The sequence below is a fragment of the Nonomuraea sp. NPDC049419 genome (assembly GCF_040676995.1).
Taxonomy (GTDB): Bacteria; Actinomycetota; Actinomycetes; order Streptosporangiales; family Streptosporangiaceae; genus Nonomuraea; species Nonomuraea salmonea.
Genome location: NZ_JBFAQB010000001.1, coordinates 355,874 through 376,353 on the forward strand (window position 1 = coordinate 355,874; position 20,480 = coordinate 376,353).

Annotated in this window: 17 protein-coding genes; 11 read left to right on the forward strand and 6 right to left on the reverse strand. The window is 70.1% G+C overall.

Translation table 11 applies throughout. The annotated features are described in order from the left end of the window. Positions 1 to 8: 8 nt before the first annotated feature. The gene (gene galE, locus AB0K12_RS01810) at positions 9 to 956 is read right to left on the reverse strand and encodes a UDP-glucose 4-epimerase GalE (RefSeq protein WP_364554955.1); all 948 of its coding nucleotides are present in this window, start codon (positions 954 to 956) and stop codon (positions 9 to 11) included. Between the two features lie 86 nt (positions 957 to 1,042). Between galE and AB0K12_RS01815 the strand changes: the two genes are divergently transcribed. Then, on the forward strand, positions 1,043 to 2,356 hold the full coding sequence (locus AB0K12_RS01815; protein ID WP_364554957.1) for a hemolysin family protein: 1,314 nt from the start codon (positions 1,043 to 1,045) through the stop codon (positions 2,354 to 2,356). Between the two features lie 14 nt (positions 2,357 to 2,370). Next, a complete protein-coding gene (gene trpS, locus AB0K12_RS01820; RefSeq protein WP_364554959.1) occupies positions 2,371 to 3,369 on the forward strand; it encodes a tryptophan--tRNA ligase in 999 nt (332 codons plus the stop codon). Between the two features lie 15 nt (positions 3,370 to 3,384). On the opposite strand, the gene AB0K12_RS01825 is transcribed toward trpS, so the two are convergent. After that, positions 3,385 to 3,597 (reverse strand): hypothetical protein, encoded by a 213-nt coding sequence (locus AB0K12_RS01825; RefSeq protein WP_364554961.1) that lies wholly within the window; start codon positions 3,595 to 3,597, stop codon positions 3,385 to 3,387. A gap of 89 nt (positions 3,598 to 3,686) precedes the next feature. Further along, positions 3,687 to 4,877, reverse strand: coding sequence for a helix-turn-helix transcriptional regulator (locus AB0K12_RS01830; RefSeq protein WP_364554963.1), 1,191 nt, complete (start codon positions 4,875 to 4,877; stop codon positions 3,687 to 3,689). A gap of 403 nt (positions 4,878 to 5,280) precedes the next feature. Between AB0K12_RS01830 and AB0K12_RS01835 the strand changes: the two genes are divergently transcribed. After that, positions 5,281 to 6,249: a YihY/virulence factor BrkB family protein gene (locus tag AB0K12_RS01835; protein WP_364554965.1), complete on the forward strand. Its 969-nt coding sequence runs from the start codon at positions 5,281 to 5,283 to the stop codon at positions 6,247 to 6,249. Here AB0K12_RS01835 and AB0K12_RS01840 read toward each other — a convergent pair. Further along, the gene (locus AB0K12_RS01840) at positions 6,238 to 7,377 is read right to left on the reverse strand and encodes a D-alanyl-D-alanine carboxypeptidase (RefSeq protein WP_364554967.1); all 1,140 of its coding nucleotides are present in this window, start codon (positions 7,375 to 7,377) and stop codon (positions 6,238 to 6,240) included. The genes AB0K12_RS01835 and AB0K12_RS01840 overlap by 12 nt on opposite strands. 128 nt (positions 7,378 to 7,505) lie before the next feature. On the opposite strand from AB0K12_RS01840, the gene AB0K12_RS01845 reads away from it, so the two are divergent. Beyond that, positions 7,506 to 7,706, forward strand: a complete 201-nt coding sequence (locus AB0K12_RS01845; RefSeq protein ID WP_364554969.1) for a hypothetical protein — start codon at positions 7,506 to 7,508, stop codon at positions 7,704 to 7,706. Here AB0K12_RS01845 and AB0K12_RS01850 read toward each other — a convergent pair. Beyond that, positions 7,678 to 9,030 carry a peptide ligase PGM1-related protein gene (locus AB0K12_RS01850; RefSeq protein ID WP_364554971.1) on the reverse strand — a complete coding sequence of 451 codons (1,353 nt, stop codon included), beginning with the start codon at positions 9,028 to 9,030 and terminating at the stop codon, positions 7,678 to 7,680. The two genes, AB0K12_RS01845 and AB0K12_RS01850, sit on opposite strands and share 29 nt — an antisense overlap. A 544-nt stretch (positions 9,031 to 9,574) precedes the next feature. Between AB0K12_RS01850 and AB0K12_RS01855 the strand changes: the two genes are divergently transcribed. Continuing rightward, a complete protein-coding gene (locus AB0K12_RS01855) occupies positions 9,575 to 10,798 on the forward strand; it encodes a M20 family metallopeptidase (protein ID WP_364554973.1) in 1,224 nt (407 codons plus the stop codon). Between the two features lie 584 nt (positions 10,799 to 11,382). On the opposite strand, the gene AB0K12_RS01860 is transcribed toward AB0K12_RS01855, so the two are convergent. Next, positions 11,383 to 13,272: a Xaa-Pro dipeptidyl-peptidase gene (locus tag AB0K12_RS01860; protein WP_364554975.1), complete on the reverse strand. Its 1,890-nt coding sequence runs from the start codon at positions 13,270 to 13,272 to the stop codon at positions 11,383 to 11,385. Positions 13,273 to 13,570: 298 nt separating this feature from the next. On the opposite strand from AB0K12_RS01860, the gene AB0K12_RS01865 reads away from it, so the two are divergent. The 6 genes from AB0K12_RS01865 to AB0K12_RS01890 all read left to right on the forward strand — a co-directional run bounded on the left by AB0K12_RS01865 (position 13,571) and on the right by AB0K12_RS01890 (position 20,418). Beyond that, a complete protein-coding gene (locus AB0K12_RS01865; RefSeq protein WP_364554977.1) occupies positions 13,571 to 14,635 on the forward strand; it encodes a BMP family ABC transporter substrate-binding protein in 1,065 nt (354 codons plus the stop codon). 87 nt (positions 14,636 to 14,722) lie between these two features. Beyond that, complete coding sequence (locus tag AB0K12_RS01870) at positions 14,723 to 16,330, forward strand: ABC transporter ATP-binding protein (RefSeq protein WP_364554979.1); 1,608 nt, start codon at positions 14,723 to 14,725, stop codon at positions 16,328 to 16,330. Next, the gene (locus AB0K12_RS01875; protein ID WP_364554981.1) at positions 16,330 to 17,472 is read left to right on the forward strand and encodes an ABC transporter permease; all 1,143 of its coding nucleotides are present in this window, start codon (positions 16,330 to 16,332) and stop codon (positions 17,470 to 17,472) included. Before AB0K12_RS01870 ends, AB0K12_RS01875 begins: the two co-directional genes overlap by 1 nt. Then, positions 17,469 to 18,749 carry an ABC transporter permease gene (locus AB0K12_RS01880; RefSeq protein WP_364554982.1) on the forward strand — a complete coding sequence of 427 codons (1,281 nt, stop codon included), beginning with the start codon at positions 17,469 to 17,471 and terminating at the stop codon, positions 18,747 to 18,749. Before AB0K12_RS01875 ends, AB0K12_RS01880 begins: the two co-directional genes overlap by 4 nt. Then, the gene (locus AB0K12_RS01885; RefSeq protein WP_355411064.1) at positions 18,746 to 19,141 is read left to right on the forward strand and encodes a cytidine deaminase; all 396 of its coding nucleotides are present in this window, start codon (positions 18,746 to 18,748) and stop codon (positions 19,139 to 19,141) included. The genes AB0K12_RS01880 and AB0K12_RS01885 overlap by 4 nt, the downstream gene beginning before the upstream one ends. Beyond that, positions 19,141 to 20,418, forward strand: a complete 1,278-nt coding sequence (locus AB0K12_RS01890) for a thymidine phosphorylase (protein WP_364554983.1) — start codon at positions 19,141 to 19,143, stop codon at positions 20,416 to 20,418. Before AB0K12_RS01885 ends, AB0K12_RS01890 begins: the two co-directional genes overlap by 1 nt. The last annotated feature ends 62 nt before the right edge of the window (positions 20,419 to 20,480 follow it).

The window sequence follows — 20,480 nt, forward strand, 5'->3', positions numbered from 1 at the left end:
GCGTAGGGTCATTTCCGGGAAAGCGCTCCCCAGGCGTCGGCGACGATGTCGCGCAGCGCCGGCCGCTCGGCCTTCCATCCCAGCTCACGCTGGATCTTCGCGGACGACGCCACCAGCACGGCGGGGTCGCCGGGCCGCCGCTCACCGACCACCGCGGGGATCTCGTGCCCGGTGACCTCGCGGCAGACCGAGATCACCTCCTGCACGGAGAAGCCGGCGCCGCTGCCCAGGTTGTAGATCTCGTGCCTGCCCGGCGTGATCGACTCCAGCGCGAGCAGGTGGGCCCTGGCCAGGTCGGCGACGTGGATGTAGTCGCGCACGCAGGTGCCGTCGGGCGTGGGGTAGTCGGTGCCGAACACGCTGACCGACTCGCGCTCGCCGGTCGCGACCTTGAGCACGTTGGGGATGAGGTGGGTCTCGACCGCGTGCCGCTCGCGGTAGCGGCCGTAGGCGCCGGCCACGTTGAAGTAGCGCAGGCTCACCGCGCCGAGGCGGCGCTGTCCCGCGTACGCGGTGAGCGCGCTGTCCACCGCCAGCTTGGTCGCGCCGTAGGGATTGGTCGGGCGCGTGGGATCGCTCTCTTCGATGGGCGAGCGCTCGGGCTCCCCGTACGTCGCCGCCGTCGAGGAGAACACGATCCGGCCCACGCCGTGCTCCCGCATGGCGTCGAGCAGCGCCAGCGTGCCGCCCAGGTTGTTGGCCCAATAGCGCGCAGGCTGCTGCACCGACTCGCCGACCAGCGACTTGGCGGCGAAGTGCAGCACCGCGTCCACGCCGTCGAGCGCCTGCCCGGCCTCGGCGATGTCGGCGCGCACGAACCGCGCGCCCTCGGGCACCGCGTCCTCGTGACCGGTGGACAGGTCGTCGAGCACGGTCACCTCGTGTCCCGCCTCGACGAGCTGGGCGGCGACGACACTGCCGACGTATCCGGCCCCTCCGGTGACCAGCAGTCTCATGTGCACTCCTGTGGAGATATGTTTGATTTTGTAAGGCTTGCCGTTCAGCATACGCGGGAAACCCGACGAGTACGCTGCCAACCACCATGTTTGACACCGTCGCGGCCAACATCGCCCTGGTCCTGCTGTTCATTCTGATCGGGGGCTTCTTCGCCGCCGCCGAGATAGCCATGGTCTCCCTGCGCGACAGCCAGGTGCGCAAGCTCTCCCAGCAGGGCAAGCGCGGCGAGCGGGTGGCCAAGCTGGCCCAGGACCCCAACAGGTTCCTGTCGGCCGTGCAGATCGGGGTGACCGTGGCCACCATGCTGTCGGCCGCGTTCGGCGCCGACCGGCTGGCCGCCCAGTTCGAGCCCGTGCTGGTGAGCCGGCAGGTGCCCGAGGCCGTCGCGCCCGTGCTCGCGCTGGTGCTGGTGACGCTGGCGATCTCGTACGTGTCGCTGGTGCTCGGCGAGCTGGCGCCCAAGCGGCTGGCGCTGCAGCGCGCCGAGGGCCTGTCGCTCGTCGTGGCCCCGTTCCTCGACCGCATCGCCGCCCTGTCGCGCCCGGTCATCTGGATGCTGTCGAAGTCGACCGATCTCGTGGTCCGGCTGCTCGGCGGCAACCCGGCGGCCGACAGGGAGGAGGTCACCACCGAGGAGCTGCGCGACATGGTGGTGGGACACACCGACCTGACCGCCGACGAGCGCAAGCTCATCGCCGAGGTGTTCGCCGCCGGGAAACGGCAGCTCAGGGAGGTGATGCTGCCGCGTACCGAGGTCGAGTTCATGGACGCCGACACGCCGCTGACCGAGGCCGCCAGGCTGGCCGCCACGCTGCCGCACTCGCGCTTCCCCGTCTACCGGGAGTCGTACGACGAGGTGGTGGGTTTCGTCCACGTGCGCGACCTGCTGGACCCGGAGCTGATCGGGCGGACCGAGCCGATCAGCGCGGTGGTGCCGATCAGGACGGCCAAGTTCGTGCCCGCCTCCAAGCGCCTGCTCACCACGCTCAACGAGATGCGCGACGAGGGCCAGCACCTGGCGATCGTGGTGGACGAGTACGGCGGCACGGCCGGCATCGTCACCATGGAGGACCTGGTGGAGGAGCTGATCGGTGACATCAGGGACGAGTACGACATCGAGGAGGACGTCGTCGTCCTGCCCGCCGGCGAGATCGAGATCGACGGCCTGACGAACCTCAACGACTTCGCCACCGAGACCGGCATCAGGCTGCCCGACGGCCCGTACGAGACGCTGGCCGGCTTCGTCATGGCCATGCTGGGCCACGTGCCCGCGGTGGGCGAGCGGGTGGAGTTCAGCGGCTTCGAGCTGACCGTGACCGAGCTGGACGGCCGCAGGATCGCCCGGGTCAGGGTGAAACGCCGACCGGCCGTCGAGTCGGCACCCGAGCAGGATTCCTGACACAATTGCCTGCTATGGCCAGACCTCGTGTTCTCTCCGGCATCCAGCCCACAGCGGACTCTTTCCACCTGGGCAACTACCTGGGTGCGCTCCGTCAGTGGGTCACGTTGCAGGAGACCCACGACGCGTTCTACTGCGTGGTCGATCTCCACGCGATCACGGTGCCGACCGAGCCCGCCGCGCTGCGCCGCCGCAGCCGCGTGGCCGCGGCCCAGCTCTTCGCCGCCGGGCTCGACCCCGAGCGGTCGACGGTCTTCGTGCAGTCGCACGTGCGCGAGCACACCGAGCTGGCGTGGATCCTCATCTGCCTCACCGGCATGGGCGAGGCGGCCAGGATGACGCAGTTCAAGGACAAGTCGGCCAAGTTCGGCGAGAGCGCGGCCAGCGTGGGCCTGTTCACCTACCCGATCCTGCAGGCCGCCGACATCCTGCTCTACCAGGCCGACCGCGTTCCCGTGGGCGCCGACCAGAAGCAGCACCTCGAGCTGACCCGCGACCTCGCGCAGCGCTTCAACCACCGCTTCGGCGACACGTTCACGCTGCCCGAGCCGTTCATCCCGAAGGAGGTCGAGAAGATCACCGACCTCCAGGACCCGACGTCGAAGATGTCGAAGTCCTCCTCCAGCCCCGCGGGCATCCTCGACGTGCTGGAGCAGCCGGGGCCGCTGCGCAAGAAGGTCATGCGCGCCGTCACCGACACGGGCTCCGAGGTGCTGTTCGACGAGGAGAACAAGCCGGGCATCTCCAACCTGCTGCGCATCCAGTCCGCGCTGACCGGCACGCCCATCCCCGAGCTGGTGGCCCGCTACGAGGGCCAGGGCTACGGCACGTTCAAGAAGGACGTCGCCGAGGCGGTGGTCGAGACGTTCACGCCGATCAGGGAGCGCACGGAGAAGCTGCTCGCCGACGAGAAGGAGCTCGACCGGCTGCTCGCGATCGGCGGCGAGCGCGCGTCGGCGGTGGCCAAGCAGACGATGGAGCAGGTGCGCGACCGCGTGGGCTTCCTGCTCTGACCGCGGCGGGCGCGCCTAGACGCACGGGCACTCCGGGTCGTGGCGGACGGCCCGGTGCACGCGCAGGATCGCGCGCAGGGCGGCCAGGCTGGGCCGGCGCAGGCGAGTCTCGTCGCGGGTGGCGGTCCAGCCCGAGCGGTCGCGTTCGAACGACCATCCGGGGAACTCCCGCGTGGCCTCCTGGAGCAGGTGTTCCATGACGAAATCGGCACTCGGCGCTGTGGTCATGGACGCAGCGTGGCACTCCAGCGCCTGACGGTGACGAACTCGGGCGAAGGATCTCCCCGTTCGCACTGACCGAACTCGGAGTTCGGGGCTCAGACCGTGATGTGGTGGCGCTCGGCGAGGTGGCGTACCTCGGGGGCCCACGACGGGCGGGCCCGCCGCGCCAGCGACCTGACCATCTCGCGCAGCAGCAGCTTGTGGTCGAGCTCCTCGGGGCTCTCCCGCTCGATGCGCAGCAGGTGGAGCAGGCTCGCGGCGTCGTCGCCGAGGTCCTCGCAGGCGCGGGCGACCTGGGCGAGATGGGTGGTGCGGCGCTCGATGGACGGGGTGCGGCGCAGGTCGATGTCGTCGGCGATGCGCAGCACGGCCTCGGGGCGGCCGATGTCGTTCTCGATGCTGGCCATGTGGATGGCGACGTTCGTGGGGCCGAAGAAGGCCAGGTCGTAGCCGCTGGAGGTGTCGTCGACCCGCTCGGCCAGCCGGGCGGCGGTGCCGCGCAGGCGCTCCTTGGCGGTGTCGTCGTCGCCCCCGCGGGCCTCGCCGATGGCGGCGAGCAGGTGGAGCGCGCCGAGCGCCTTGATGTGCCGCTCGTCGCCCTCGGCGACGTGGGGTTCGAGGAGATCGAGGCCGCGCCGGGCGACGTCGTACGCGATCTCGTGCATGTCGTCGGAGAGCATCGACTGCCCGAGGCTCCAGTAGGCCCACGCCGTCATCAGCGGGTCCTCCGACTCCTCGGCGAAGCGCATCGCCCGGTCGGCGGCCAGGTGCGCGAGGTCCACCCTGCGCAGGTGCTTGAGCACACCCCTGGCCAGCAGGTACGCGTCGGTCGCCACGCCGCAGGCCCGTGGCGTGCGCTCCAGGGCGAGGCTCTCGGCGTCGGTGATGATCGACGGCAGCGCGGCCATGAGGATGGAGTAGCGGCGCGTCGAGGCGAACCAGGCGTTGCGGGCGGCGGCCACCCGCTCGGCCAGCTGGTCGGCGTCGGGCGGCTCGATGTCGGGCGCCTGCGAGCGGCTGGTGAACAGAGCCCGCTCGATGTCGCCGATCTGCGGCCTGCTGGGCTCGTGCGAGTCGCGCGGGGTCTCGCCGAGCAGGACCGCGGTGCGGACGCCGAGCACTTTGGCGATCTCCCTGAGCAGGGGGAGCGAGGGGGTGCGCTTGCCGTGCTCGATCAGCTCGATGTGCCTGGGGGTGCAGCCGGACTGCGTGGCCAGCGCGGTGGTGCTCATGCCTCTTCGCTCGCGCTGGAGCCTGACCATGTGCCCGGTGCTGATTTCGGCCATGGGCGGGACGCCTCCTGGGTCGGTCGGAACATCCCAAAGGCTAGGGCTCCCGCTGTCCGTCCGTCCCGGTTTCCGCCCTGCTCAGAGGCCCTATCCGGGGGTGTGGAACGCGTGAAACGCTCGCGTTTTTCGGTCGGCGGAGGCGGCGCCCGCCGAGGGGCGCGAGGACCTCGCGGAGGGCGTCGGCCGCCTGCCTGACGGACTCGTCGGGCACCCCTGGTCTTCGGGCCCGGCGACATGGTCACGCTGACGCGGACACCGTCCTCGGCGCCGGGCGTGCCGTCAAGCGTGCTGGGCAGTTGCTCCATCAGGAGGTGGCGACGGTCGTCGCCACCCTGGCCGACAGCGCCCGCGCGGTGGTCGCAGCCTGATCACCGCCCCGGGCCCGTGGTGAGAGGGTGAGATGGCGAGTCTGGCGGAGCGCGTGGCGGCGGTGAAGGCGCGGGGGCGTGGCAGGCTGAACGACTGGCGGGTGCGCCGGCCCGCGCTCGACCACCTCATCAGGGCGGTGCAGCGCTACCAGCTCCAGTCGGGCGACCGGCTGGCGGGCGCGGTCACCTACTTCGCGTTCCTGTCGTTCTTCCCGCTGGTGGCGCTCTCGTACGCGGTGCTCGGCTTCGTGGTGGCGACCAGCGAGACCACCAAATACGCGCTCACCAAGGCCATCGAGGAACGCCTGCCCGGCATCTCCGACCAGCTCGACCTGACCGCCATCGCCACGGCCAAGGAGACCGCCGGCATCATCGGCCTGCTCGGCCTGCTCTACGCCGGTCTCGGCGCGCTCGACGCGCTGCGCGGCGCCCTGCGCGAGATGTACATGACCACCGTGCCGCCGCTCGGCTTCCTCGTCGGCAAGCTGCGCGACCTGGTCTCGCTGCTGCTGATCGGGGTGACCGCGATCTCGTCGGTGCTGGTCGCCGGGTTCGCCACCACGGCGACGAACAACGTCATGCACTTCCTGTTCGGCCAGGAGTCGGTGCTCGCCAACCTCGGCTTCCGCGCGGCGGGCGTGGGCGCCGGGGTGGGGGCCGACTGGCTGCTGTTCGTGATCCTGCTGGGCTGGGTGGCGCGGACCGGCCAGCCGTTCCGCGTGATCGCCAAGGGCGCGCTGCTGGGCGCGATCGGGTTCGGGGTGCTCAAGCAGATCGCGACGCTGCTGCTGGCCACCACGCTCGGCAACTCCGCCCTGTACGGTGTCTTCGCCGTCATCGTGGGCCTGCTGGTGTGGATGAACTTCTCGGCCAGGCTCGTGCTGTTCGTGGCCGCGTGGACGGCCACCGCGGGGTTCGGCCCGCCGCCCGCTCCGTCCCCGATCCCCGCCGTCGAGCAGGCTCAGGAGGAGGCGGAGCGGGCGCCGGCGTCAGAGACCTGAGCGGCCGCGCCTGCGGCGGATGCCGAACCCCAGCCAGATCAGCCCGAACAGCAGCCCGCCGCCGATCACGATCGAGCCGACCATCTTGGTGGAGTCGGTCTGCTTGGACGCGGCGGTGTCGAGCAGCGGCGGCTGCGCGGCCGGAGTGACCGACGCCCCGCCGGACGGAGCCGTCGTGGGAGCGGCTGTGGCGGCCGTGTGCGGGCCCGCGAGCGCGGTGGCGGGCAGCGGGTCCACCAGGCGTCCTACGGGGGCCGCCTTGCCGCGTACGGAGAAGCCCCAGTCGAGCAGCTCGGACACCTCGTCCCAGAAGAAGCCCTCGTGCCGCATGATGCTCACCACGATCGTGTGGCCGCCCCTGGTGGCCGCGCCGACGAAGCTGGCGCGCGCCTTCGACGTCCAGCCGTTCTTGATGCCGATCATGCCGTCGTAGCGCCAGAGCAGCTTGTTGTGGTTGCTGATCTCGTAGTGGCCCTTGGGCGCAGGGAACTTCGCGGTCTTGGTGCTGATGTAGCGGCGGAAGTCGGGGTTGGCCAGGCCGGCGCGGGCGATGAGCGCCAGGTCGTACGCCGAGCTGCTCTGCCCCTTCTCGTCGAGGCCGCTCGGCGTCTTGGCCACCGTGTCGAACGCCTGCAGCCGCTTGGCCTCGGCGTTCATGTCGGCCATGGTCCTGGCCACGCCGCCGTTCGTCTCGGCCAGCGCCATCGCGGCGTCGTTGCCGGACGACATCATCAGCGCCCTGAACAGGTCCTCGATCTTGTACGACACCTTCGGCGACAGGCCGACCGCGCTGCCCTCCTGGTTGCACGCGTTCCTGCTGGGCTTGATCTTGCGGTTCTTGTCCAGCTTGGGGATCAGCGTGAGCGCGGTGAGCGTCTTCAGCGTGCTGGCCGGCAGGTAGCGCCCGTGGGCGTCCTTGGCCGCGAGCACCTGGCCCGTGTCGGCGTCCGCGATGACGTACGAAGTAGCCTTGCTCTTGGGCGGCTTCTTGACGCCTGCGGGGGCGACCAGGCCGCGGCTGCCCAGCGCCTCGCCGCCGACCGGCGTCGTCGGTTCGGCGTGCGCGGTCCCGCCGGTGAGCGCGACCGAGGCGATGAGTGCCGTGACCGGCACGAGTTTCGTCCACATGGCGGTCTCAGCGTAGCTCCGTGATAGTGCACATGTGGCGACACATCCCCCGAAGATCCACGTTCGATGCTAGAGAGGCACATGTGTCACGAAAGATCGCCGGATTCCTCATCATCCTAGGCGCATTCATGATCTTCGAGTGGGTGAACCTCGGGTTTAACTTGGCCGACGGCCACCCCACCGCGTTCTACGTGGTGCACGGCGTGCTGATCGCGGTGAACATCGTGCTCGGGGTCGTCCTGGGGGTGATCGGCTGGCGCGCGTTGCGCGGCGGGGGCAGCGGTGGGGGCAGCGGTGGGATCAAGGGCCGCACAGGAGGCGGCGGGTGAGCGCGTGCAGTTCGTCGGCCTCCTCGCGGGAGTCGCCGATCGTGGTGAAGCCCAGCTTGCCGTGCTCGGGGATGGCCCCGAGCAGGTGGAACACGTTGCCGGTACGCCGCTCGGCGTCGAAGCCGACGCCCAGCCGGTCCGCCGTGCGCATCACCTCGCCGGGCGTGCGCCCGCGCAGGCAGGCCGAGGCGCAGTTGTCGGTCGCGGTGTAGTACTTCGGCCGGTCGCCTGACATGAGGTGGCCGGTGGCCTGGTCGTACGTGGCGCCGGTCGTCAGGACAGCGGCGCCGTACGGGTGCGTGGTGCCGCCGATGCGCAGGTTGATCTCGCACAGCAGCGCCGCGTACCCGGCGTCGGCCTTGAGCGCGAAGAAGTCCATCCCGAACAGGCCCACCACGCCGCGCTCCGCGAGCACCTGCGCGATGCGGCCCGCCGACGCGCCCACCTCGGCGCGGTACTCCGGCGCGGCCGGGAACGTGCAGCCCTGGTAGACGTGGCCGTTCGGGCCGCCGAGCACCTGGTCGTGGGTGGCCAGCACCCTGGCGTGCCCGCCGGGCGTGATGCCGGCCAGCGCGCTCGGGTAGTACAGCGGCCGGTGCTCGATGAACTCCTCGACCACCGCACCCCGTTCCCTGATCTTCGCGGTGAAGCTGCCCCAGTCCTCGCCGTCGGCGGAGAAGCTGATCAGCGACCGGTCGGACCTGGTGACGATGGCGTTGCCGAGCCCCGAGTAGCCGTCGTTGAGCTTGACGATCACCCGGTCGCCCGGCAGGGCCTCGATGGCCTCCTCGATCTGGAGCGCCGTGCGCACGTCGCCGAAGCTCCGGGCCATCGGGACGCCCGCCTCATGTCCCACCTCTCTGGCCCCGCTCTTGGAGCCGTAATAGGAAAGGGACGTGGCGGGTCCGTAGAGGGGCACGCTGAGTAGCGACGCCAGCTCCTCCTCAAGCTCGCTCAGCACGAAGGGCACCAGCCAAGCGTCCCCGTCGATCGCCGCGCGCAGTTGCTCGATCACGTCGGGACGGTCGAGCACACCCCTGGTCAACGGCTGGGACCAGGGGTCGTCGAGGCTGATCAGCGTCAGACGCTTGGTGGCGTCATCCGGATCGGGCAGGAAGCCGAAGTAGTAGTCGACGATCTCGGGGTCGACCGGCGCGGAGGAGAGGTAGACCACTTTGACCCCGGGCTCCCGGAGCGTCAGGAGCAGGAACAGCAGGCGCTCCTCGTAGGACCTGGCCCCCGTGATCCGGCGGAGCTCGTCCTGCGGAAGGGAGAGCGAGGGCACGACCACCAGGGTCCCCTCGCCCGGCTCGAAGATGCTCAACCCAGCATACTTCTCCCCGAACGGGATATTAGTGATCATATAGCGAGTGAAACACGCAATCCCCCCGAAAACAGCAACCGCTGAAGTGTGATGACCATGACGGAAGGTGACAGGAATCGGAATCGCTGACCACGTTTGAACTGGCAGCATCGGGTCACGATCTACTGATCCCTTGTGACTATTTAGGGATCACCAGCGCCCGTACGGAACGTGACCACCTGCGATTTCGGACGTGCCGCGGGCCAACATTTGGGGTATCTGTCGGCGTGCAGGCGCGAGAGGGCGATAAAGTCGAAGCATCGCCATCAGGCACACGGCCGACCGCCGTGCTCCTTGGCTGCGGCGGCACTCGCGATCGATGGAATGCGAAGCCCGTGCTTGACGATCCGCGCACCGAATCCGGCGGGCCGATCTTTGGTTTCCGCCGCACACCGGCCGCTCAACCAGGTGGCCGCGGCGGCGATGGAGAGGTTTTTTGGAGCGCATGAGCCGTGCAGCCCGGCAGTTCGCTGGGAGCGCATGGCATCGGACGGGACGGTGACATATGCGGGGACGTGAGCTTCGAGGCGAACTCGACGCGTTCCTGGCGGAGACCGAGCAGGATCTCGTGGCATTCCGCCGCGACCTCCACATGCACCCTGAGCTGGCCTTCGCCGAATATCGCACGACACAGCGCATCGCCGAGCGGCTCACCGCCGCCGGCCTCAGCCCCTCGGTGCTGCCCAAGGGCACCGGGCTGATCTGCGACGTCGGCAGCGGCGACGGCCCGACCATCGCCCTGCGCGCCGACATCGACGCGCTGCCGCTGCAGGACGAGAAGGACGTGCCCTACCGCTCGACCGTGGCGGGCGCCTGCCACGCCTGCGGCCACGACGTGCACACCACGGTCCTGCTCGGCACCTCGCTCTTCCTGGCCCAGCAGGCCGCCGCCGGGTCGCTGCCCGGCCGCGTACGCCTGATCTTCCAGCCCGCCGAGGAGCTGCCCGGCGGCGCGCTCGAGGTCATGGCCCACGGCGGCATCAGCGGCGTCGACCGCATCTTCGGCCTCCACTGCGACCCGCGCGTCGACGTCGGCCAGTTCGGCCTCAGGACCGGCCCCATCACCTCCGCCTGCGACAAGATCGCCGTGCGGGTGTCCGGGCCCGGCGGCCACACCGCCCGCCCCCACCTGACCGCCGACCTCGTCTTCGCCCTGGCCAAGATCCTCACCGAGCTGCCCGCCGCGCTGTCGCGCCGCGTCGACCCGCGCTCGTCCCTCAGCCTCGTCTGGGGCAAGGTGATGGCCGGCACCGCGGCCAACGCCATCCCCGACGACGGGGTCGCCGAGGGCACCGTGCGCTGCCTCGACGAGGACGCCTGGCACGCCGCGCCCGACCTCATCAAGTCGCTGCTCGAATCCGTCGCCGGAGCCTACGGCGTCGAGGCCACCCTCGACTACACCCGCGGGGTGCCGCCCGTCGTCAACGACGAGCTCAGCGTCGAGATGCTTTCCGCCGCCGCCGAGCAGGCCCTCGGGGCCGGTGCCGTCGTCCCCACCCAGCAGTCGCTCGGGGGCGAGGACTTCGGCTGGTACCTCGAGTCGATCCCGGGCGCCTTCGCCCGGCTCGGCACGCGGTCGCCTGACGGGGTGACGTACGACATCCACCAGGGGACGTTCGACGTGGACGAGAAGGCGATCGCCATGGGGGTGCGGGTGATGGCCACCACAGCCCTGACCTCCCTGTGGGAGGTCGGCCCCCTCGACTCGATCACCAACGCCATGGCCTGACCACCCCTGTCCGGAAAGGACCCCGCCGCACTTCGGCCGGGGTCCTTTCGGGTGTAAGGAGAGGGACCCCCGCCGCACTTCGGCCGGGGTCCTTTGGGTTGGGGGGGTGGGGGTTCCGCCGTACTTCGGCCGGGGTCCTTTGGGTTGGGGGGGTGGGGGTTCCGCCGTACTTCGGCCGGGGTCCTTTGGGTTGGGGGGTGGGGGTTCCGCCGTACTTCGGCTGCGGTCCTTTGGTGTAGGGGTGGGATTCCGCCGCACTTTCGCCGGGTCCCTTGGAGACACACCACCCTCCACCCCCCTTGGAGGCCCTCGCCGAAGTGCGGCGGGGGCCTGCGGGTGCTCCGACTGGGGTTCCTCCGCGGGGCTCCGCGCCCCGTCCCACCCCCTTGAGGACCCCTGCCGAAGTGCGGCGGAGGTCCTGCCCGTCTTCGGCAGGCGTCTGTTTGGGGCTTCGCACCCCACCCCCTTAAGGCCCCCGCCGAAGTGCGGCGGAGGTCCTGTCCCTCTTCGGCAGGGGTCTCTTTGGGGCTTGGCACCCCACCCCCCCTTTAGGCCCCCGCCGAAGCGGCGGGGGTTTTCCCCTCCTACGGGAGGCGGCCCAGGGTTATGGGGAGGTTGAGCTTGGAGTGGGAGGGGGCGATGGTGATCTTGGTGCCCGCCGGGTAGCGGAGGGTGTAGTCGTAGTCGGTCGAGATGACGACCAGGCCCAGGCGGTGGCCCTTCTTGAAGGTGTAGTCCGTGGGCTGGAAGTCCCAGGTGAAGTCGTAGTCCTTGCCTGGGCGGAGCGCGTCGGTGCGGTCGGGGCGGTGGCGGTTGCGGGCGTCCAGCCAGCCTCTTGTGACGATCTTGTACGGGGTCACGGAGGTGCCAAGGGTGCGGAGGACCGTGCAGCCGGTGTCGCCGGGGACGCCCTGGCCGTAGCAGTAGTTCTCGCCGGTTGAGAGCAGGCTGCCGTTCGGGCGGGTGTCGGTGCCGTAGTCGACCAGTAACGCGGTCAGGTATGGCGAGGCGCCGTCCTTGAAGGAGGCGCGGACCTTCACCGTCGGGGTGCCGGAGATGCGGACGTCCGTGGGGAGGGCGGGCGTGGTGTAGGCGAGGCGGTTCGGGTCGGGGCCGGTGGCCTCGACCAGTTGCTCGGCCGTTCTCGTCTTCTGGTCGACGAAGGTCTCCTTGGCCGCGCGCGGGCGGGGGAGCAAGCCGAGAGAGGAGCCGGGGCCGGGGTGCAGGGGGACGGTCACGGTGCCGGGCAGCGGCCAGGAGCGGTGCTGTTCCCACTGGCCGGCGGCCGCCTCGACGTCGGCCTGCGGCTCGCGCATGATGCCGGAGTCGATGCCGTGCAGCCAGTAGTCGAACCAGCCGTGCAGCTGGCGCAGCCATTCGACGGTACGCAGGCTGAACGGGTTCATGTGGGTGCCCTGGTGCAGCCAGATCTTGCGCGGCACCTTCTGCTTGGCCAGCGCGTACCACCACTGGGCGAACTGCTTGGTCTTGACGTTCCAGTCGTTGAGCCCGTGCACGACGAACACGCTGGCCTTGACCTTGCGCACGTCGTTCATGTAGTTGCGGACGTCCCAGAAGGCGCTGTAGTCGCCGGTGATCCGGTCCTGCTCGGCGGCGATGTCGTCGATGACGGCGCCGCAGGCTTCCTGGCCGTTCTCCCTGGTCAGGACGTATTTGGCGAGCACGTCGAGGTCCTCGCCCTGGAAGCCGCCGGGGGCGAGGACGCCGCCGTTGGCGCGGTAGTAGTCGTACCAGCTGGAGATGGCGGCGATCGGCACGATCGTCTTGAGGCCCTCGACGCCGGTGGCGGCGACGGCGTTGGGCAGCGTGCCGTTGTACGAGACGCCGATCATGCCGACCTTGCCGGTGGACCAGGTGGCGTGGACGGGGTTGCCGGCGGCGTCGAAGCCCTTGGCGCGCCCGTTGAGCCAGTCGATGGCGGCCTTCGGCCCGGCCGTCTCGTTGCGGTCGCCGGAGGTGGGGCAGCCGGTGGCGCGGGCGCTGCCGACGTTCTCGACCAGGGCGATGGCGTAGCCGCGGGGCAGGAAGTAGTTGTCGTAGTAGCCGTCGAACGGCCCGGCGTCCTGGCGGGCGCTGAGCGCGGTGAGCGCGGGCAGCGGGTTGCCGTGCTCGTCCACGTCCACGGGGTGGTTGGCGACGTCGTTGCCGGGGGCGTAGTACGGGCTCGCCTCCATGATGACCGGGACCTTGAGCCCCTGGTCGGTCTCCTTGGGCCGCAGGATGTCCACGGCCACCCTGTCCGGTTGGCCGTCGTTGTCGCTGTCGGTGCCCTTGACCTCGACGAACACCGTCTGCTGGATGGCGTCCGCCCGGGAGAAGACGGGCTGGGTCGCGTTGTTCTCGATGGTGATCGCGGGGGTGTCGGCCGAGGCGGGTGTCGTGCCGGTCAGGGTGGCCACGAGTAACGCGGCCAGCGGCACGGCGAGCCTCCTAGGGATCTTCCGAGAATGCATGCGGGCTCCGATGAGAGTTTTCGACCTTCGCTGGGAATCTCCGTCACGATGAGCGCTGGGGCAAGGGGTGTCCATGGGGCGAAGTTGGGGAAATCTTTCCGGATGTCGTACGGTGTGCCTGCTTCGTGCCGGATTCAGGTCCCAGGTCACGGACGCGAGTGATGTCGATAACGGAGCGGTTGCGACCCTGTGCGCCGGTTTGGTTGTCCCTGGTCAAGCAACTATCTTCCGTGCAGGTGCCGTTCGTTTCTTCGCGCCTGCGATGAGATTCGGCGGCGGGGAAATGGAAGGAGTCGCCTTGCTCGGCAAGCGATTCAACAGGCTGATGCTCGGCTCGGTCGCCGGCGTCATGCTCATGGCAGCGGCCGCCTGTGGTGGCGGTGGGGGAACCACGGCCAGCGAAGAGCCGACAGGGGACACGAGTTCCGCGGCGGGCACCGGCTCGCTGAAGGTCGGCCTCGCGTTCGACGTCGGCGGGCGTGGTGACAAGTCCTTCAACGACGCGGCTTACACCGGCCTTGAGAGGGCGAAGACGGAGCTGGGCGCGGAGATCAAGGAGCTGAGCCCCTCCGCCGACGGATCCAACCGCGGTGACCTGCTGCGTCAGCTCGCGGACGCCGGCTACAACCCGATCATCGGGGTCGGCTTCGCCTACGCCGAGGACGTCAAGAAGACCGCCGAGGAATACCCCGACCTGCAGTTCGCGGTCGTCGACTCCGCCTCCAACGCGCCCAACGTGACCGGCCTGCTGTTCGCCGAGGAGCAGGGCTCGTACCTGGCGGGCGTCGCCGCGGCGACCAAGTCGGAGAGCGGCCACGTCGGCTTCGTCGGCGGCGTCGAGTCCGACCTGATCAAGAAGTTCGAGGCGGGCTTCGTGGCCGGCGTGAAGTCGGTCAAGTCGGACGCCAAGATCGACGTCACCTACCTCACCCCTGACGGCGACTTCAGCGGCTTCAAGGCCCCCGACAAGGGCAAGGTCGCGGCCGAGAAGATGTACCAGGACGGCGCCGACATCGTCTACCACGCCTCCGGCGACTCCGGCCTCGGCGTGTTCCAGGCGGCCGCCGCGGCCGGCAAGAAGGCCATCGGCGTCGACTCCGACCAGCGGCAGACGGTCAAGGAGACCGACCTGCAGTCGGTGATCATGACCTCGATGCTCAAGCGCGTCGACGTCGGCGTGTTCGAGTTCATCAAGGCCTTCCAGGGCGGCGCCAAGGGCGGCACGAACGTGACGTACGACCTCAAGGTCGACGGTGTCGGCCTGTCCACCACGGGCGGCGAGATCGACGACATCAAGGACAAGCTCGACGCTGCCAAGAAGGACATCGTCGACGGCAAAATCACGGTTCCTGCCAAGCCGTAATCGGGATGCGAGTGACAAGTGAGGGCCCGGAGTCCGTAAACTTCGGGCCTTCTGTCTATGTCGCCCACCCGCTCTAGGAGAGGCGAAATGAGTGCTGACACCCTGGCCACGGCGCGACCCGCCGTAGAGCTGGAGGGCATCACCAAGCGTTTCCCCGGTGTCGTCGCGAACCACGACATCCGCATCACCGTCCAGCCCGGCACGGTGCACGCCATCGTGGGGGAGAACGGCGCGGGCAAGTCCACCCTGATGAAGATCCTCTACGGCATGCAGAAGCCGGACGAGGGCACGATCAAGGTCAACGGCACGGAGGTCAGCTTCCGTACGCCGAGCGACGCCATCGACGTCGGGATCGGCATGGTGCACCAGCACTTCATGCTCGCCGACAACTTCACGGTGCTGGAGAACATCGTCCTCGGCGCCGAGCCGAAGAGGGCCGGCCGGCTCGACACCGCCTCGGCGCGCAGGCGCATCACCGAGCTGGCCGCCACCCACGGCCTGCGGGTCGACCCCGACAAGCTGGTGGAGGACCTCGGCGTCGGCGACCGCCAGCGCGTCGAGATCCTCAAAGTGCTCTACCGCGGAGCCCGCATCCTCATCCTCGACGAGCCGACCGCCGTGCTCGTGCCGCAGGAGGTGGACGAGCTCTTCCAGAACCTGCGCGAGCTCAAGGCCGAGGGCCTGACGGTCATCTTCATCTCCCACAAGCTCGACGAGGTGCTCGGCATCGCCGACGCGATCACCGTCATCCGCCGCGGCACCACCGTGGCCAGCGTCGATCCCCGCGAGGTGACCGCGCGCCAGCTTGCCGAGCTGATGGTGGGCAGCGAGCTGCCCACGCCGGAGACCCGCGAGTCCACCGTGACCGACACGGTCGCGCTGCAGGTCTCCCACCTCACCGTGGAGGCCGACGGGCACCACCCCGCCCCCAAGGGCGTCGCCGTCGCCGAGTACGCCGCCAGGCTGCGCGACGAGGGCAAGCGGCTGCTGCTCGACGACGTGTCGTTCCAGGTGCGCAAGGGCGAGATCCTGGGCATCGCCGGCGTCGAGGGCAACGGCCAGTCGGAGCTGATCGAGGCCATCATGGGCATCAGGGCCGCGCACGGCCTGGTCGAGCTCGACGGCCGCGACATCAGCTCCTGGTCCACGCTGCGCCGCCGCGAGGCCGGCATCGGCTACATCCCCGAGGACCGCCACCGCCAGGGCCTGCTCCTGGAGGCGTCCCTGTGGGAGAACCGGGTGCTCGGCCACCAGACCAGGAAGCCCGCGCGCAAGGGCATCTGGGTGGACAGGAAGGCGTCCAAGGCCGACACCCAGCGCATCATCGACGCGTACGACGTGCGTACACCCGGCGTGGACACGATGGCTCTGGCCCTGTCCGGCGGCAACCAGCAGAAGCTGATCGTGGGCCGCGAGATGAGCGGCGACCCCGTCTTCCTCATCGCCGCGCACCCCACACGCGGCGTGGACGTCGGCGCGCAGGCCGCGATCTGGGACCACCTGCGCGACGCCCGCGCGGCCGGCCTCGCCGTGCTGCTCATCTCCGCCGACCTCGACGAGCTGATCGGCCTGTCCGACACGCTCCAGGTCATCTACCGGGGCCGGCTCGTCGCCGGGCTCGACCCCCGCGAGATCACGCCCGAACAGCTGGGCGGTTACATGACCGGCGCCATCGCCGGAAACGAGGAGACGTGATGCCCGCCGGGCTCAACCGGGCACTGCTCACCGTCGCCGGCGCCGCCATCGCCGTCGTGCTGGCGATCGCCGTCTGCAGCGTGGCCATCGTGATCGCGGGCGGCAGCCCGCTGGACGCGCTGGTCGCCTTCTTCGACTTCGGCAACAGCGCGCGGGCGGAGTCCAACTCCGTCGCGACCTTCCTCAACCGGGCCGTGCCGCTGTTCATCGCCGGTCTCGCGGTCGCCGTCGGCTTCCGCATGAACCTCTTCAACATCGGCGTCGAGGGTCAGTACCGCATCGCCGCGATCTGCGCGGCGTTCGTGGGCTCCACCTTCACGGCGCCCGCCCCCATCCAGATCGCGGTCATCATCCTCGTGGCGGCCGCGGTCGGCGGCCTGTACGCGCTCATCCCCGCCGTCATGAAGGTGACCAGGGGCGTGAACGAGGTCATCTCCACGATCATGCTCAACTACATCGCGATCGCGCTGTCGGCGTACCTGCTGCGCGAGCCGTTCGCGGGCGAGCGGGCGGCGGGCCAGCTCAACACGACCACGCCGCCGCTGCCGGAGTCCGGCATGTTCCCCGACCTGAACTTCGTCTTCGAGTGGTTCGGCATGCTGCCGCCCACCCGCAACGGCGGCCTGTGGGGCTTCCTGCTCGTGGCCGTCGTGCTGGGCGTGGTGATCTGGGTCGTGCTGGAGCGCACGAGGTTCGGCTTCAACGTCAAGGCCAGCGGGCTCAACGGCCCGGCCGCCCAGGCCTCCGGCGTCAACCCCAAGAAGATGATCATCGCTGCCATGGTGCTGTCGGGCGGCATCGCCGGGCTCATCGGCCTGCCGGAGATCCTCGGCGACCGGGGCGCCTACACCAACAACTTCACCGCCGGCCTGGGCTTCCTCGGCATCGCGGTGGCGCTGCTCGGCAGGAACAAGCCCGTCGGCATCGCGTTCGCCGCGCTGCTGTTCGCCTTCCTCGACCGGGCGCAGGGCGCGCTGCAGTTCGCCGACATCCCCGCCTCCGTCGTCACCATCATCCAGGGCGCGATCGTGCTGCTCGTCGTCGTGGCCAACGAGGTGACCAACCGCATCGCGCTGAGAATCGAAGAACGGCGAGCGGCCCAGCAGCTCGGCAGGAACACTCCCGTTGAGGTGGCAGCATGACCAGGGTCCGCAAATACCACCTCGCGCTGATCGGCGTCGCCGCGCTCATCGTGGTGGTGTCGCTGGTCCGCGTGCTGACCGGCTTCGACGACCTCACCTCGTCCGGCACCGTCGCCGCCGCGCTCATCCTCGCCGTGCCGATCGCGCTGGCCGGTCTCGGCGGCCTGTGGGCCGAGCGGGCCGGCGTGGTCAACATCGGCCTCGAAGGCATGATGGTGCTCGGGACGTGGTTCGCCGGCTGGGCCGGATACCAGTGGGGCCCCCTGGCCGCGCTGGCCGCCGGGCTGCTCGGCGGCGCGCTCGGCGGGCTCCTGCACGCCATCGCGACCGTGACGTTCGGCGTCGACCACATCATCAGCGGCGTCGCCATCAACCTGCTCGGTCCCGGCATCACCCGCTTCCTGTCGGAGGTGCTCTACAAGGAGGGCACGCCCGCCGCCGAGGCGGGCGCGGGCATCACCAGCTCGCCCGCGGTCAGCGGGGACACGCTCACGATCAGCCTGCCGCTGCTGTCCTCGGGGCCCGACCTGCTCGGCAAGCTGGAGAGCACCCACTGGTTCCTGGTGGCCGACCTCGCGGGCGTGCTGCGCGGGCTCACCCACCAGATGAACCTGCTGGTGGTCCTGGCCGTGCTGCTGCTGCCGCTGACGTTCTTCGTGCTCTGGCACACCGCCTTCGGCCTGCGGCTGCGCTCGGCCGGTGAGAACCCGTGGGCGGCCGAGTCGCTGGGCGTCAACGTCTATCGGATCAAGTACGTCGCCGTGGTGCTCTCCGGCGCCTTCGCCGGGCTCGGCGGCGTGTTCCTGGTCTTCGTCTCCGACAAGTACGTCGAGGGCCAGACCCAGGGCCGCGGCTTCATCGGCCTCGCCGCCATGATCTTCGGCAACTGGCGTCCCGGCGGCCTGGCCGCGGGCTCCGCCCTGTTCGGCTACGCCAACGGCCTGCAACTGCGCAGCGCCCAGACCGTCACCACGTTCTTCCTGTTCGGCGCGGTGCTGCTGCTGGCCTACCTCGCCCTGCAGATCCGCCGCCTGACCGCGCCCGACCGGCCCGCCGAGCTGGCCGCGCCGGGCGTCAGGCAGTATGTGGTGATGGCAGGGGCCGTCGTGGGCGCGGCCGCGCTGTTCTGGCTCTGGCTGGTCATCGACGAGCTGCCGAACGACTTCGTCTTCATCACGCCACACGTGCTCACGCTGCTCGTGCTCCTGATCGCCTCCCAGCGGCTGCGGATGCCCAAGGCGGACGGCGTGAGCTATCGCCGGGGGGAACAACATTGAGCATCGACTGGGACGGCCTGCGCGACGAGGCCGCCGAAGCCATGCGGCACGCGTACGCGCCGTACTCGAAATTCCCCGTGGGGGCGGCGGCGCTGGTCGACGACGGCCGGATCGTCACCGGCTGCAACGTCGAGAACGCCTCCTACGGCGTGGGCCTGTGCGCCGAGTGCGGCCTGGTCTCGGCGCTGCAGCGCTCGGGCGGCGGCCGGCTGGTCGCCTTCACCTGCGTGGACGGCCACGGTGAGCTGCTGATGCCGTGCGGGCGCTGCCGCCAGCTGCTCTACGAGTTCGGCGGCGAGGACCTGCTCGTCGAGACCGAGGACGGGCCCAAGCGCATGGCCGAGATCCTGCCGTACGCGTTCGGCCCGCAGGACCTCAGCAGGAGCTCCTGATGGACGCCATCGAGGTCATCAGGGCCAAGCGGGACCGGCACGAGCTGACCACGGCGCAGATCGACTGGGTCATCGACGCGTACACGCGCGGCGAGGTGGCCGACGAGCAGATGTCGGCCCTGGCCATGGCGATCCTGCTGAACGGCATGGACCGCCGCGAGATCGCCGACTGGACCCTGGCCATGATCCGCTCGGGCGAGCGCATGGACTGGTCGGCGCTCGACCGGCCCACCGCCGACAAGCACTCGACCGGCGGGGTCGGCGACAAGATCACGCTGCCGCTGGCGCCGCTGGTGGCGGCCTGCGGGGCGTACGTGCCGCAGCTGTCGGGGCGCGGGCTCGGCCACACCGGCGGCACGCTCGACAAGCTGGAGTCGATCCCCGGCTGGCGGGCCTCCCTGTCCAACGCCGAGATGCTGGACGTCCTGCGCGCCGCCGGCGCCGTCGTCTGCGCGGCCGGCTCCGGCCTCGCCCCCGCCGACAAGAAGCTGTACGCCCTGCGCGACGTCACCGGCACCGTCGAGTCGATCCCGCTCATCGCCTCGTCGATCATGTCGAAGAAGATCGCCGAGGGCACCGGGTCGCTCGTCCTCGACGTCAAGGTCGGCTCGGGGGCGTTCATGAAGAGCGTCCCCGACGCCAGGGAACTGGCCGAGACCATGGTCGCGCTCGGCACCGACGCGGGCGTGCGCACGGTCGCCCTGCTGACCGCCATGGACCGGCCGCTCGGCCGGGCCGTGGGCAACGCGCTGGAGGTCGCCGAGTCGGTCGAGGTGCTGTCGGGCGGCGGGCCCGCCGACGTGGTCGAGCTCACCGTACGGCTGGCCCGCGAGATGCTGGAGGCCGCCGGGATCACCGGGGCCAAGGATCCGGCCAAAGCGCTGGAGGACGGCTCCGCCATGGACGTGTGGCGGCGGATGATCTCCGCCCAGGGCGGCGACCCCGACGCGCTGCTGCCGCGGGCGGCCGAGACCATGACGGTCGAGGCGCCCGGCTCCGGCGTGCTGACCAGGCTCGACGCGTACGCGGTGGGCCTGGCCGCCTGGCGGCTGGGCGCGGGAAGGGCGCGCAAGGAGGACCCGGTGTCGTTCGGCGCGGGCGTCGTCCTGCACGCCAAGCCGGGCGACCTGGTACGCCAGGGTCAGCCCCTCATGACCCTGCACGCCGACGAGACCTGGCGCTTCGAGCGCGCTCTTGCCGCGCTGGAGGGCGCGTACGAGGTGGGCGAGGTGGCCGGGCAGCAGTTGCCGCTCGTCATCGACCGCATCACCCCCTGAAGACCGACGACCAAGGGGCGCCCGCGGGTGCCCCTTGGTCACCCCACGACGGTCACCCCACG